Source organism: Streptomyces nymphaeiformis (assembly GCF_014203895.1).
GTDB lineage: Bacteria > Actinomycetota > Actinomycetes > Streptomycetales > Streptomycetaceae > Streptomyces > Streptomyces nymphaeiformis.
The window spans coordinates 134,359-147,518 of sequence record NZ_JACHJY010000008.1; the positions used below are offsets into that span (position 1 = coordinate 134,359).

The following is a 13,160-nucleotide window of genomic DNA, read 5'->3' on the forward strand; positions in this document are numbered from 1 at the left end:
GCACTCCTCACGTTGCACTGTGGGGGCAGTGAAAGTGACCCGACGGTAACCGGAGTGCCTTACCCATGGTAACTGGTCGGTAAGTTACGTGCGGGTAACGATTGGCTGGAAGGTGGCGGCCTCCGCGAAGTCCGCGTGCGCCTCCTCGTACCGCTTGACGGCGAGCAGGAACATGGACCGGTCGGTGAGGGCGCGGGCGAGTGCGCCCGGACCGGCGCCCGGATGACGGGCGAGGTCCACGCCCTCGTCGAAGGACGGACGGAGCGACTCCTCGGCCCGCCGGCCGGACGTCTCCCAGCGGAGCGCCCGACGGACGGTCAGGCGACGCTGGGCGGCGATCAGTCCGGGGAGATCGCCCGACTCGCGCAGGCCGTCGGTCTGCCGTTCGAGCTCGGGGATCGAGGCGACGTACTCCTCCCGCACGTCCGGAGACCATCCGTGGACCGGGTGGACCCCGAACGCCGGCAGCGGGGCCCCCGGAGTCGCGGCCGGTTCGCCGGGCCGGCCCGACAGGACGAGGAGGGTCACCCAGGAGGCCTGGATGTTGCTCCAGCTCACCGGCTCGCCGCCCCGCGCGAGACGGCCGAGCAGGCCCAGCGCCTCGCGCCGCGCGGCGGCCTCGTCGGCCGGGCGTCCGGCGGCCCGGAGCATCCGGGCGTACTGCTCCAGCTTCCACACCAGGGAGGCCAGCGGGGATCGGTCGTCCGCCGCCTTGCGTCGCGCCTCGTCCACGACGCGCGCGAACACCTCCAGGGCCTTCTCGTGCCGTCCGGCCGCGTCGAGCGCGGCCGCCCACTCGATCAGCGACCACTCGGACACGTCCGCGTCCCCGGGCGCGACGTGCCGGCCGAGCAGGTCGGCCGCCTCCCCGTGCCGGCCCTCCTCCGCCAGTACGACCGCGAGACGCCCGTACCGGCCGGCCTCCGCCAACTCCTCGCACACCGCGCGCCCTTCGGCCCGCCGGTGGGCGGCGAACAGCGCGTGCTCGTACCCGCTCAAGGCCTGAAGCAGCTGCTCCTCCCGGTCCGGTACCTCCGCGTCGTACCGCCGGACCACGTCCACCGCCTCGGCGCGCAGGGCCACGTGCGCCTCCGGATCCCTCAGCTCCCAGCCGCGCTTGACCAGCGCGTGTGCCAGCTTCGGCAGATAGACCCGGGGACTCACCTCCGCCAGGATCCGGTACGCCTCGATCTCCTCCCGGCTGCTCGGCCGATCCGACCCCAGCAGCATGACCCGCGCCCGCATCACCGCGTCCTGATCGATCCCACCCGTGTCGCCCATGTGCCCCCTGTTCTCCGGCTGATGCGGCTCCGTCTGCCGCACGACGGAGATTCTGGGAGTCGCGGGACACCCCGGACAAGGCTCCCGAACTGTGCGTTCCGTCCTACGAAAAACGGCTCTGACCTGTCATGATGGTGACGTCTTCACCCCTGGATCACCCCGGACGGGAGGCGCACGGTGGGGGACGCGAGCGACGTACCCGACGTCTTCGACCCGCGGATCTACGCCGCGGGCATCCCGCACGACCGGTTCCGCGTCCTGCGCGACCAGGCCCCTGTCGCCCGGCAGGAGGAGTCCGAGGTCCTCGGCTGGCCCGCCGGACCGGGGTTCTGGGCCGTCACCCGGCACGCCGACGTCGTCCGCGTGCTCAAGGACTCGGAGTCGTACTCCTCACACCTCGGCGCCACCCAGATCCGTGACCCCGACCCCGCCGACCTGCCGTTCATCCGGCGCATGATGCTCAATCAGGACCCACCGGACCACGGGCGGTTGAGGCGGCTCGTCAGTCGGGCCTTCACGCCCGGGCGGATCGAGCGCTTCGCCGGCACCGCACGCGACCGGGCCCGCGAGCTGCTCGGCGCTGCGTTCGCGGACGGCGGCGAGGTGGACCTCGTCCGGGCCGTCACCGACGACTACGCGCTGCTCAACCTCACCGACCTGCTCGGCATCCCCGCGAGCGACCGGGGCCTCCTGCACACCTGGACCGAGCGGGTCATCGCCTACCAGGACCCCGACGAGCCGCCGGTCCTCGACGCCGAGGGGCGGCCGGTCAACCCCCGCTCGCCCGCCATGCTCGCCGAGATGTTCGGCTACGCCCAGGAGCTCGCCGCGTACAAGCGCGCGCACCCGGCCGACGACGTCATGAGCGTCCTCGCCGCCTCCGAACTCGCCGACGCCGAACTGGAGATGTTCTTCTTCCTGCTGACCGTCGCCGGGAACGACACCGTCCGCAGCGCGGCCCCCGGCGGCATCCTCGCCCTCGCCGAACACCCGTCAGAACAGCGGAGGTTGTGGGAAGGCGAGGTGTCCATGGACACGGCCGTGGACGAACTCCTGCGCGTCCACCCGCCCGTGCTCTCCTTCCGCCGCACCGCCGCCCGCGACACCGAACTGGCCGGGCAGGAGATCCGGGAGGGCGACAAGGTCGTCGTCTTCCACGCCTCCGCCAACCACGACGAGCGCGTCTTCGCCGACCCGCACCGACTGGACCTCGGACGGACCCCGAACCCGCACGTCTCCTTCGGCGACGGGCCGCACGTCTGCCTCGGCGCCCACTTCGCCCGGCTCCAGCTGAGGGTGTTCTACGAGGAGGCGCGCGCGGCCTGCGGCGGCCTGACCCTCGCCGGACCGCCCCGCCGGCTCGTCTCGAACTTCATCAACGGGATCAAGTCGCTGCCGGTTCGACCGCTGCCGGAGCCGTCCGCGCCGCGCTCGTGACGTCGGCCACCAGCTCCACCACATCGGGGCCGTACGCCTGCGAGTTGACCACCTTCAGGAGGAGCACGAAGGAGCCGGAGCGGTGGCGGCGCCCCAACTGCTCGTAGTGGCGGGCGAGATAGCGGGTCGCCGCCTGGTTGGTGATCGCCCGCTGCCCGCAGAAGAGGAAGACCGGCCGGCAGTCCTCGCCCACCATGAGACGGGCCAGGATCACGTACTCCTCGACCCCGGCCTCCATCCGGTAGCGCTCCGAGCCGATCAGGAACGACCCCTGGTCCGGACCCCGTTCCACGTCCGTGTTCACCGTGAGCCCCGGCAGCAGCGTCGCGAGGTGCGCGGCCATGCGGCGGTTCGAGCCGGGCCCGCCGACACAGAACTCCGTCCGGTCACCGAAGCCCTGGAGCGCCTGGTCGTGCTGGAGTATGCGCGCGTGCGCCCCGCAGTCCTTGATGAGCGCGCAGAGTTCGAGCAGCGCGAACACGTCGTACCGGTGCACGGCCGTGCTGCCGCCGGCCTCCTTGTTCACCACCAGCAGGCACTCCGAGCTCCCCGGGAGACCGAAGAACGCCTGCTTGCGGCGGAGCCTGCGCCGCCATTGGTACGTGCGGCCCAGCCAGCCGAAGGCGGCGCTGACCCCGGTCGCCAGGACCCCGAGCACGATGTTGCGGACGTCGTCGTTCATGTGCGCGCATGCTAGCGGCGAAACGGCCTTCAGTTCGAGGCGGTCCTGACGGGAGGCGGCCGGGGAAGTTACGCTGCGCGGACGGTCGTTGACTGGAGGTAGGAATGCGTCGCTCCGCCGCTGGCAAGGTCTCCCTTCTCGCCGTCGCGGCGACGGTGCTCTCGATGGGCGCCGCCGCACCGCCGAAGGCCCCGCCCGCGGCGGACCCGCCCGTCAAGGAACCCGTCGCCGTCGGGTACGGCGGCGCCGTCGCCAGTGTCGACGCCGACGCGTCGGCGGCCGGCGTCGAGGTGCTCCGCAAGGGCGGCAACGCGGTCGACGCCGCCGTCGCCGTCGCGGCCGCCCTCGGCGTCACCGAGCCGTACTCGGCGGGCATCGGGGGCGGCGGCTACTTCGTGTACTACGACGCGAAGAGCCGCACCGTGCGGACCATCGACGGGCGCGAGACCGCGCCCCGCTCCGCCGACGCCGGCCTGTTCACGGAGAACGGCAAGCCCATCCCCTTCGAGGAGGGCCAGACGAGCGGCCTCGGCGTCGGCACCCCCGGCACCCCCGCCACCTGGAAGGCCGCCCTCGACGCCTGGGGCAGCAAGCGGCTCGGCACCCTGCTCGAACCCGCCGAGCGGCTCGCCCGCGAGGGCTTCACCGTGGACCCCACCTTCCGCGCGCAGACCGCCGCCAACGAGGCCCGGTTCCGCGACTTCCCGGCCACCTCCGCGCTGTTCCTGCCCGGCGGGCAGCTGCCCGTGGTCGGCTCCGCCTTCAAGAACCCCGACCTGGCCCGTACGTACGAGACGCTCGGCCGCGAAGGAGTCGGCGCCCTCTACCGGGGGCCGCTCGCCCGGGACATCGTGAACACCGTCCGCACGCCCCCGGTCCGCGACGGCGCCACCCGGACCGTCCGCGCCGGCGACCTCACGGAGGCCGACCTCGCCGCGTACCGCACCGAGTCCCGCAGGCCCACGAAGGTCGCGTACCGCGGACTCGACGTCTACGGCATGGCCCCGTCCTCCTCGGGCGGCACGAGCGTCGGCGAGGCCCTGAACATCCTGGAGGGCACCGACCTCTCGAAGGCCTCCCAGGCCCAGTACCTGCACCGCTACATCGAGGCCAGCCGCATCGCCTTCGCCGACCGGGGCCGCTGGGTCGGCGACCCGGCCTTCGAGTCCGTGCCGACCAGCGGCCTGCTCTCCCAGCGGTTCGCGGACTCCCGGGCCTGCCTCATCCGCGACGACGCCGCCCTGACCAGCCCGCTCGCACCCGGCGACCCGAGCGACCCGGTGCCGTGCGCGAGCGGTGGGACCGCCGCCCCGACCACGTACGAGGGCGAGAACACCACCCACCTCACCGTGGCCGACAAGTGGGGCAACATCGTCGCCTACACGCTCACCATCGAGTCCACCGGCGGCAGCGGCATCACCGTGCCCGGCCGGGGCTTCCTGCTCAACAACGAGCTGACCGACTTCTCCTTCGCCCCGGCGAACCCGGCCGTCCACGACCCGAACCTGCCCGGCCCCGGCAAGCGGCCGCGCTCCTCGATCTCGCCGACGATCGTCCTCGACCGGGCCGGCCTGCCCGTCCTCGCGCTCGGCTCCCCGGGCGGCGCGACCATCATCACCACCGTCCTCCAGACCCTGACGGGCGTCCTCGACCGGGGGCTGCCGCTCGTCGACGCGATCGCCGCACCGCGCGCCAGCCAGCGCAACCAGGCGACCACCGAGCTCGAACCGGCCCTGTGGAACAGCCCGTTGAGGACGGAACTGGAAGGCATCGGGCACGGCTTCCGGCAGAACCCGGAGATCGGCGCGGCGACCGGTGTCCAGCGCCTGCCGGACGGCCGCTGGGCGGCCGCCGCGGAGACGGTCCGCAGGGGCGGCGGCTCGGCGATGGTCGTACGGCCGGACGCGGGCTAGGGAGCCGTGACGGCGGTACGGCCGGACGCGGCTAGAGGGCCGTCAGGACGCGCGGGCCGTCGTCCGTGATCGCCACCGTGTGCTCGGCGTGCGACGCGCGCGACCCGTCGGAGGTGCGGATCGTCCAGCCGTCCCGTGCCGTGTAGTGCTCGTCCGTGCCGCCGCCGATGAGCATCGGCTCGATCGCGAGCACCATCCCGTGGCGCAGCTTCATGCCCCGGCCCGGGCGTCCCTCGTTGGGGACGCCCGGGTCCTCGTGCATGGCGCGGCCGATGCCGTGGCCGCCGAAGCCGTCCGGGATGCCGTATCCCGCGTCCCGGCAGACCCGGCCGATCGCGTGGGCGATGTCGCCGATGCGGTTGCCGACGACGGCCGCGGCGATGCCGGCCGCCAGGGCCTCCTCCGCCGCCGCGACGAGACGCGTGTCCTCCGGTCGCGCGGGGCCGACCGTGAAGCTGACGGCCGCGTCGCCGGCCCAGCCGCCCAGCGTCGCCCCGCAGTCCACGGAGACCAGGTCACCCGGGGCCAGCCGGGTCCCGTCCGGGATGCCGTGCACGATCGCGTCGTTCACGGAGACGCACACGACCGCTGGGAACGGCACCGGGGCCCACTCCGGGTGGTAGTCGAGGAAGGGCGAGCCGGCGCCCGCCTCGGTCAGCACGGCGCGGGCGGCCCGGTCGAGCTCGGTGAGCGGGACGCCGGGCGCCGCCTTCTCTCGTACGGCCGCCAGGGCACGGGCCACCACCCGCCCGGATTCACGCATGGCCGCCAGGGATTCGTTCGTCTTGATCTCCACCATAGCCAATTACTATACCGGTATTAGAATGGCGTCATGGTACGCACACCCCTGACCCCCGAAGAGCGCGAGCGCGGCGAGCGCCTGGGTCTGCTCCTGCGCGAGGCGCGCGGCGAGCGGTCCATGGTCGAGATCGCCGCGGCCGCCGGCCTCTCCGCCGAGACCCTCCGCAAGATCGAGACCGGCCGGGCCCCGACCCCGGCCTTCTTCACCGTCGCGGCCCTGGCCGGGGTCCTCGGCCTCTCCATGGACGAACTGGTGGTGCACTGCAGCCCGGCCCCCGTCTGACCGCTCCCGGGCCCCTCAGGAGGAGACCCCCAACTGCACCCGGCTGTGGCGCGGGCGCTCGATCTCGTCCAGCAGGGCGAGCGCCAGATCGGCATGGGAGATGCGGCCCGTGCCGTCGAGCACCGTGCCCACCGACGTCCGGTAGCCGCCGGTCCGCTCCGCCTCCGCGTTCAGGTCCATGCCCGGGACCACCATCAGCCAGTCGAGGCCGGGCCCGGCCTCCGCCGCGAGCAGCTCGAACTCGGCCACGTGGCCCTGGGAGAACGTCCGGTACTGCTCCGGGAAGTCGGGCGCGTCCATGATCCGCACACCGGGCGCGGTCTCCAGGGTCGTGGCGATGCCCAGGGTGAGCAGCCGGCCGACCCCCGCCTCGGTGAGCCCGGCGACCATCGCCTTCGCGGCGGCCGTGAAGAAGTCGACCGAGGGCACGTCGAGCCGGACCGCCGCGTTCACCGCCGCGTCATGGCCCGCCGCGAGCGCCGCCACCGAGGCCGCGTCCGTCGCGTCCCCCCGTACGAGCGTGATCCCCGGGCCCTCCAGGTCGCGGTACGCGGCCGGGTCGCGGACCACGGCCGTCACCCGGTGGCCCCGGGCCACGGCCTCCGCCACGGCCGCCCGGCCGACCCGCCCTCCGGCGCCGAAGACGATGACGTTCTTGCTGTCGATGGTGCTGCTGTCGTTGTCCATGCGGGGACCGTAGGACGGGCACCCCTGGTTACTTCAACGGTACTGGGCTAGCGTCGACGCATGATCGAGAAGCCTTCCCGGGAGCCGCTGAGCCCCTCCCTCTTCCACGATCCCGACTGCGGCGGAAGTTCCGCCCAGCCCATCCGCGTCGGCGGCAAGTGGACCGCGATGGTGCTCCGCTGCCTGGAGGACGGGTCGCCCCGCCGCTTCTCCGAACTCCGCGTGCCCCTGCACTGGATCACCCCCAAGGTCCTCACCGAGACCCTCCGCGCCATGGAGCGCGACGGCTTCCTCACCCGTACGGTCCACGACGAGAACCCGCCCCGCGTCGAGTACGCGCTCACCGCTCTCGGCCGGTCCCTCATCGCCCCGCTCGACACGGCCTGCGCCTGGGCGCGCACCCACGCCCCCGAGATCACCGAGGCCCGCACCGCGTACGAGCAGGCCGCGTCCTAAGCTCCCGGGCATGATGCCCGAAGAGCTGCGGCGCGGCCGCTACGTCAGCCTGACCACCTTCCGGAAGAACGGCACCGGGGTCGCGACACCCGTCTGGTACGCGGTGGAGGGCTCCGCGCTGTACGTGTGGACCCGCTCCGACTCCTGGAAGGTCAAGCGCCTGCGCAACGACCCCCGGGTCGAGGTCGCCGTCTGCGACCTGCGCGGCAACATCGCCGAGGGCGCCGAACGGTTCACCGGTACGGGACGGCTCGTGGAGGGGGAGGAGCTGCGCCGGATCCGCCGCTTGCTCGCGCGCAAGTACACCTGGCAGTTCTGGCTGACCGACGTGCCGGCCATGCTCGTCCGGCTCGGCAAGCGCCCGCACACCGGGATCGTCGTCACGTTCTGAAAACGGTCCGTAGTCGTCCCGTAACACGACTGCGGTCCAATACCCGCGGACCGGAGGGTTCCAGTCGACCGCGGGGCAGGTGTGGGACGCATGACGGTGTATCAACTCCCGATGGAAGTCGGTGCGTTCACGCGCTGGCTGGCCGAGCTCACGGGTCGCGCCCGGCCGGAGGGAGGCTGGTACGGCGTCTTCGCCGCACGCGACCCGGAGGGCCTGCGCGCCTGCCTCGACGGGGCCGACATCCTGCCCTGGGACGTCGTCGAGTCCCTCTGTCAGGATGCCGGCGAACCCGTCGACGGGCCGTTCGCCACGCAGGGCCGGTTCCTGTACGAGGCGGCCGCGCGCGTCCACGACGGCCGGCCCGGCGGGGCGGCGGCGCTGGCGGAACGCCGGGACCTGATGGAGGCCGAACGCCGGTACGCCGAGACCCGGGGCCGCGAGCTCGCCGAGCGGCTGCGCGGCACCCAGGACCCGGCGGAGGCCGCCCGCGTGGAACACGACCTCGCCTGGACCCGTGACGACCACGCCAGGGCGTCGGCCCGGGTGAGGGAGCTGACGGGCAGACTGGCCGGGCTGGGGCGGGTGGCGCGCGTCGACGGCCGTCCGACCGCGACCGCGGCTGCGGCTGCGGTGGCGGGGGCGTCGGCCCGCACCGCTGGAGCGGCGTCGGCCGCGCCGTCTCGCGCCGCGGGCCCGGGGGCCGTCGGCCCCGCTCACGCCGTCCCGGCGGCTGTCCCGGAGCCCGTCAAGGCCGGGCGGCGCCCCCGGGGCGCCCGGTACGCCTGGCTGGAGGAGGGTGCCGAGGCGGTGGTGGCGGATCCGGCGCCGCTGCCGGTGCTCCCGGCCGGGGGAGCGGCACCCCGAGGGGCCCGCTTCGGAGGCGTGGTCGAGCCCGTCGCCGTGGCCGAAGCCCCCACCACGGACCCCGCCGAAGCCGGCCGCGCCGCGGCCAACGCGGTCTACGCCCTCCGGCGCCTCCGTGCGCAGGGCCGCAGCGGCGAGGCGCACGCCCTGCTCTGCGAGGCGCTCGGCGGGCCGCCGGCGCGGCTGCCCGCCCTCGCGGAGCAACTGCACCGGGCCGGGCTCGGTGCCGACTGGTCCACCCTGCTCTGGGAGGCGGCCTCGCTGCCGCCCGCCCGGCTCGCCGCCGTCGCGGGCGTGCTCGCCGACGCGGGCCGGACGGCCGACTGCGAGCAGCTGCTCCGGCAGGGCGTGTCCCGCCCGGCCGAGGAGCTCGCCGGGGCGTGCGCGGCGCTGCGCGCCGAGGGCCACCACCGCGAGGCGCACGCGCTGCTCACCGCGTTCGTCCGGGTCCGCACCCCCGAGGACGCCGCCCGGCTCGCGGCCGCGGACCCGCACGGACTCGTCCCCCCACTGCTGGCCGCGTCGCGCGCCGTGTCGGGGGCCCGGGAGCGCGACCTGCTCCACGCCCTGCGGGTGGCGGGCCTGGCGGTGGCCTGACGGAAGCGGATGTGGACAGGGGGCGGAGCGGCCCCTATCCGTACTGGTCAGTACGTGTCGGTACGTGTCCGACGTGGACTACTCGGGTATGAAACATGATCGACCCGGCCGCTTCGCGGCGGCGGTCTTGCTCCGGGGTGTGACGGGGCTTACGTTCTCCTCCTACGCACCGCGTCTACGTGCGTAGAGGCTCTCTGACGCCGTGCCGAAGGAGCAGCTCATGACCGCTGTCGTACGCGCCGCGCTCGTCCAGGCCACCTGGACCGGCGACACCGAATCCATGATCGCCAAGCACGAGGAGCACGCCCGCGAGGCCGCCCGGCAGGGCGCCAAGGTGATCGGCTTCCAGGAGGTGTTCAACGCCCCCTACTTCTGTCAGGTCCAGGAGCCCGAGCACTACCGCTGGGCCGAGCCGGTCCCGGACGGCCCGACCGTCCGCCGGATGCAGGACCTCGCCCGCGAGACCGGCATGGTGATCGTCGTCCCCGTCTTCGAGGTCGAGAGCGAGGGCTTCTACTACAACACCGCCGCCGTGATCGACGCCGACGGCAGCTACCTCGGCAAGTACCGCAAGCACCACATCCCGCAGGTCAAGGGCTTCTGGGAGAAGTACTACTTCCGCCCCGGAAACGCCGGCTGGCCGGTCTTCGACACCGCCGTCGGACGGGTCGGCGTCTACATCTGCTACGACCGCCACTTCCCGGAGGGCTGGCGCCAACTAGGCCTGAACGGCGCCCAGTTGGTCTACAATCCCTCGGCGACCCACCGTGGCCTCTCCTCGTACCTCTGGCAGCTGGAGCAGCCCGCCGCCGCCGTCGCCAACGAGTACTTCGTCGCCGCCATCAACCGGGTCGGCATCGAGGAGTACGGCGACAACGACTTCTACGGCACCAGCTACTTCGTCGACCCGCGCGGCCAGTTCGTCGGCGAGGTCGCCTCCGACAAGGCGGAGGAACTCGTCGTCCGCGACCTCGACTTCGGCCTCATCGAGCAGGTCCGGCAGCAGTGGGCCTTCTACCGGGACCGCCGCCCCGACGCGTACGACGGGCTGGTGCAGCCGTGAGGAGCCTCCACGACCGGCACAAGGCCGTCATCCCCGACTGGGTCGCCCTCTACTACCGCGACCCCATCGAGATCACCCACGGCGAGGGCCGCCACGTCTGGGACGCCGAGGGGCGCAAGTACCTGGACTTCTTCGGCGGCATCCTCACCACCATGACCGCCCACGCCCTGCCCGAGGTCACCAAGGCCGTCGCCGAGCAGGCCGGGCGGATCATCCACTCCTCGACGCTCTACCTCAACCGGCCCATGGTGGAGCTCGCCGAGCGGGTCGCCGGCCTCTCCGGCATCCCCGACGCCCGGGTCTTCTTCACCACCTCCGGAACCGAGGCCAACGACACGGCCCTCCTCCTGGCCACCGCGTACCGCCGCTCGAACCAGATCCTGGCGATGCGCAACAGCTACCACGGCCGCTCGTTCTCCACCGTCGGCATCACCGGCAACCGGGCCTGGTCGCCCACCGGCCTCTCGCCGCTCCAGACCCTGTACGTGCACGGCGGCGTCCGCGGCCGCGGCCCGTACGCGGGACTCACCGACGAGCGGTTCATCGAGGCGTGCGTCGCGGACCTGGAGGACATGCTCGGCCAGACCCGCGCGGGCGTCGCCGCCCTCATCGCCGAACCCGTCCAGGGCGTCGGCGGCTTCACCTCCCCGCCCGACGGCCTGTACGCCGCGTTCCGCCGCGTCCTGGACCGGCACGGCATCCTCTGGATCTCCGACGAGGTGCAGACCGGCTGGGGCCGCACCGGCGACCACTTCTGGGGCTGGCAGGCCCACGGCCAGGCGGGACCGCCCGACATCCTCACCTTCGCCAAGGGCATCGGGAACGGCATGTCCATCGGCGGCGTGGTCGCCCGCGCCGAGATCATGAACTGCCTCGACGCCAACTCCATCTCCACCTTCGGCGGTTCACCGATCACGATGGCCGCGGGACTCGCCAACCTGTCCTACCTCCTGGAGCACGACCTCCAGGGCAACGCCCGCCGCGTCGGCGGTCTGCTCATCGAGCGCGTCCGGGCCGCCGCGGCCGGAGTCGCGGCCGTACGGGAGGTCCGGGGCCGCGGCCTGATGATCGGCCTCGAACTCACCGAACCGGGCACCGACCGGGCGAACCCGGACGCGGCCACCGCCGTCCTGGAGGCCGCCCGCGAGAACGGCCTGCTCATCGGCAAGGGCGGCGGCCACAACACCAGCACCCTGCGCATCGCCCCGCCGCTCTCGCTCACCGTCTCCGAGGCCGAGGAAGGCGCCGCGATCCTCGAACAGGCCCTCCGATCGCTCTAGCTGGCAGGGGAGAAGTCCCGTGAGCACCCGTACCCTCATCCGCGGCGGTCTCGTCGTCACCGCCGCCGACGAAGTCCACGCCGACGTGCTGATCGAGGACGGTCGCGTCGTCGCCCTCGCCGCACACGGCTCGGACGTCGCGGCCGGCTGGACCGCCGACCGGATCGTCGACGCCACCGACCGCTACGTGCTGCCCGGCGGCGTCGACGCCCACACCCACATGGAGCTGCCCTTCGGCGGCACCTTCGCCTCCGACACCTTCGAGACCGGCACCCGTGCCGCCGCCTGGGGCGGCACCACCACCATCGTCGACTTCGCGGTCCAGAGCGTCGGCCACAGCCTCCGCGAAGGACTCGACGCCTGGTACGCCAAGGCCGACGGCAACTGCGCAATCGACTACGCCTTCCACATGATCCTCTCCGACGTCAACGAGCACACGCTCAAGGAGATGGACAAGCTCGTCCAGGAGGGCATCACCTCCTTCAAGCTCTTCATGGCCTACCCCGGCGTCTTCTACAGCGACGACGGCCGGATCCTGCGCGCCATGCAGCGCTCCGCCGACAACGGCGGGCTGATCATGATGCACGCGGAGAACGGCATCGCCATCGACGTCCTCGTCGAGCAGGCGCTCGCCCGCGGCGAGACCGACCCCCGCTACCACGGGGAGGTCCGCAAGGCCCTCCTGGAGGCCGAGGCGACGCACCGCGCGATCCAGCTGGCCCGGGTCGCGGGGGCCCCGCTGTACGTCGTGCACGTCTCCGCCGAGGAGGCCGTCGCCGAGCTCGCCGCCGCCCGCGACAAGGGGCTGCCCGTCTTCGGGGAGACCTGTCCGCAGTACCTCTTCCTCTCCACCGACAACCTCGCCGAGCCGGGCTTCGAGGGCGCCAAGTACGTGTGCAGCACCCCGCTGCGGCCCAAGGAGCACCAGGCGGCGCTGTGGCGGGGGCTGCGGACGAACGACCTCCAGGTGGTGTCCACCGACCACTGCCCGTTCTGCTTCGTCGGGCAGAAGGACCTCGGGCGGGGCGACTTCTCCAAGATCCCCAACGGCCTGCCGGGGGTGGAGAACCGCATGGACCTCCTCCACCAGGCCGTCGTCGACGGGCACATCAGCCGCCGCCGGTGGATCGAGATCGCCTGCGCCACCCCGGCCCGGATGTTCGGCCTCTACCCGCAGAAGGGCACGATCGCGCCCGGCGCCGACGCGGACATCGTCATCTACGACCCGCACGCCACGCAGGTCCTGTCGGCCGGGACCCACCACATGAACGTCGACTACTCCGCGTACGAGGGGAAGACGATCACCGGTCAGGTCGAGACGGTCCTCTCGCGCGGCGAACCCGTCATCGACCAGCGGAAGTTCACCGGCCGGTCCGGACACGGCGCCTTCACCCCCCGCTCCACCTGCCAGTACCTGAACTAGGA

The 13,160-nt window shown here is 73.0% G+C and carries 13 protein-coding genes; 9 read left to right on the forward strand and 4 right to left on the reverse strand.

Annotation, left to right across the window (positions count from 1 at the left end; translation table 11 throughout):
* Positions 1 to 84: 84 nt before the first annotated feature.
* On the reverse strand, positions 85 to 1,281 hold the full coding sequence (locus GGE06_RS26640) for a tetratricopeptide repeat protein (protein ID WP_221518554.1): 1,197 nt from the start codon (positions 1,279 to 1,281) through the stop codon (positions 85 to 87).
* Positions 1,282 to 1,458: 177 nt separating this feature from the next.
* Between GGE06_RS26640 and GGE06_RS26645 the strand changes: the two genes are divergently transcribed.
* Positions 1,459 to 2,718: a cytochrome P450 gene (locus GGE06_RS26645; RefSeq protein WP_116158086.1), complete on the forward strand. Its 1,260-nt coding sequence runs from the start codon at positions 1,459 to 1,461 to the stop codon at positions 2,716 to 2,718.
* On the opposite strand, the gene GGE06_RS26650 is transcribed toward GGE06_RS26645, so the two are convergent.
* On the reverse strand, positions 2,666 to 3,400 hold the full coding sequence (locus GGE06_RS26650; RefSeq protein WP_116158085.1) for a hypothetical protein: 735 nt from the start codon (positions 3,398 to 3,400) through the stop codon (positions 2,666 to 2,668). The two genes, GGE06_RS26645 and GGE06_RS26650, sit on opposite strands and share 53 nt — an antisense overlap.
* 104 nt (positions 3,401 to 3,504) lie before the next feature.
* Here GGE06_RS26650 and ggt point away from each other — a divergent pair, with 104 nt between their 5' ends.
* Entirely contained in the window at positions 3,505 to 5,313 is a 1,809-nt protein-coding gene (ggt, locus tag GGE06_RS26655; RefSeq protein ID WP_184932006.1) for a gamma-glutamyltransferase, read from the forward strand.
* A 31-nt stretch (positions 5,314 to 5,344) separates the two neighbouring features.
* On the opposite strand, the gene map is transcribed toward ggt, so the two are convergent.
* Positions 5,345 to 6,112: a type I methionyl aminopeptidase gene (map, locus tag GGE06_RS26660; RefSeq protein ID WP_116158083.1), complete on the reverse strand. Its 768-nt coding sequence runs from the start codon at positions 6,110 to 6,112 to the stop codon at positions 5,345 to 5,347.
* 33 nt (positions 6,113 to 6,145) lie between these two features.
* Here map and GGE06_RS26665 point away from each other — a divergent pair, with 33 nt between their 5' ends.
* On the forward strand, positions 6,146 to 6,397 hold the full coding sequence (locus GGE06_RS26665) for a helix-turn-helix domain-containing protein (protein ID WP_116158082.1): 252 nt from the start codon (positions 6,146 to 6,148) through the stop codon (positions 6,395 to 6,397).
* A 15-nt stretch (positions 6,398 to 6,412) separates the two neighbouring features.
* Here the strand turns inward: GGE06_RS26665 and GGE06_RS26670 are convergent, their stop codons facing one another.
* Positions 6,413 to 7,084: an NAD(P)-dependent oxidoreductase gene (locus GGE06_RS26670; protein WP_184932007.1), complete on the reverse strand. Its 672-nt coding sequence runs from the start codon at positions 7,082 to 7,084 to the stop codon at positions 6,413 to 6,415.
* Positions 7,085 to 7,144: 60 nt separating this feature from the next.
* On the opposite strand from GGE06_RS26670, the gene GGE06_RS26675 reads away from it, so the two are divergent.
* From GGE06_RS26675 to hydA, 6 genes are all read left to right on the forward strand, one after another.
* Positions 7,145 to 7,540, forward strand: coding sequence for a winged helix-turn-helix transcriptional regulator (locus tag GGE06_RS26675; RefSeq protein WP_116158080.1), 396 nt, complete (start codon positions 7,145 to 7,147; stop codon positions 7,538 to 7,540).
* A 10-nt stretch (positions 7,541 to 7,550) separates the two neighbouring features.
* Complete coding sequence (locus tag GGE06_RS26680; protein ID WP_116158079.1) at positions 7,551 to 7,931, forward strand: PPOX class F420-dependent oxidoreductase; 381 nt, start codon at positions 7,551 to 7,553, stop codon at positions 7,929 to 7,931.
* A 90-nt stretch (positions 7,932 to 8,021) separates the two neighbouring features.
* Positions 8,022 to 9,392: a UL36 very large tegument protein gene (locus GGE06_RS26685; RefSeq protein WP_184932008.1), complete on the forward strand. Its 1,371-nt coding sequence runs from the start codon at positions 8,022 to 8,024 to the stop codon at positions 9,390 to 9,392.
* Positions 9,393 to 9,612: 220 nt separating this feature from the next.
* Positions 9,613 to 10,455, forward strand: coding sequence for a nitrilase-related carbon-nitrogen hydrolase (locus tag GGE06_RS26690; RefSeq protein ID WP_116158077.1), 843 nt, complete (start codon positions 9,613 to 9,615; stop codon positions 10,453 to 10,455).
* Positions 10,452 to 11,735, forward strand: a complete 1,284-nt coding sequence (locus GGE06_RS26695; protein WP_116158076.1) for an aspartate aminotransferase family protein — start codon at positions 10,452 to 10,454, stop codon at positions 11,733 to 11,735. Before GGE06_RS26690 ends, GGE06_RS26695 begins: the two co-directional genes overlap by 4 nt.
* 19 nt (positions 11,736 to 11,754) lie before the next feature.
* A complete protein-coding gene (hydA, locus tag GGE06_RS26700) occupies positions 11,755 to 13,158 on the forward strand; it encodes a dihydropyrimidinase (protein ID WP_184932009.1) in 1,404 nt (467 codons plus the stop codon).
* The last annotated feature ends 2 nt before the right edge of the window (positions 13,159 to 13,160 follow it).

What these genes read in the sequence shown, in the direction of transcription:
- GGE06_RS26675 (WP_116158080.1), top strand. Translation starts at nt 7,145, where the DNA reads ATGATCGAGAAGCCTTCCCGGGAGCCGCTGAGCCCCTCCCTCTTCCAC.
- GGE06_RS26680 (WP_116158079.1), top strand. Translation starts at nt 7,551, where the DNA reads ATGATGCCCGAAGAGCTGCGGCGCGGCCGCTACGTCAGCCTGACCACC.
- GGE06_RS26690 (WP_116158077.1), top strand. Translation starts at nt 9,613, where the DNA reads ATGACCGCTGTCGTACGCGCCGCGCTCGTCCAGGCCACCTGGACCGGC.
- GGE06_RS26685 (WP_184932008.1), top strand. Translation starts at nt 8,022, where the DNA reads ATGACGGTGTATCAACTCCCGATGGAAGTCGGTGCGTTCACGCGCTGG.
- GGE06_RS26670 (WP_184932007.1), bottom strand. Translation starts at nt 7,084, where the DNA reads ATGGACAACGACAGCAGCACCATCGACAGCAAGAACGTCATCGTCTTC.
- GGE06_RS26650 (WP_116158085.1), bottom strand. Translation starts at nt 3,400, where the DNA reads ATGAACGACGACGTCCGCAACATCGTGCTCGGGGTCCTGGCGACCGGG.
- ggt (WP_184932006.1), top strand. Translation starts at nt 3,505, where the DNA reads ATGCGTCGCTCCGCCGCTGGCAAGGTCTCCCTTCTCGCCGTCGCGGCG.
- GGE06_RS26665 (WP_116158082.1), top strand. Translation starts at nt 6,146, where the DNA reads ATGGTACGCACACCCCTGACCCCCGAAGAGCGCGAGCGCGGCGAGCGC.
- map (WP_116158083.1), bottom strand. Translation starts at nt 6,112, where the DNA reads ATGGTGGAGATCAAGACGAACGAATCCCTGGCGGCCATGCGTGAATCC.
- GGE06_RS26640 (WP_221518554.1), bottom strand. Translation starts at nt 1,281, where the DNA reads ATGGGCGACACGGGTGGGATCGATCAGGACGCGGTGATGCGGGCGCGG.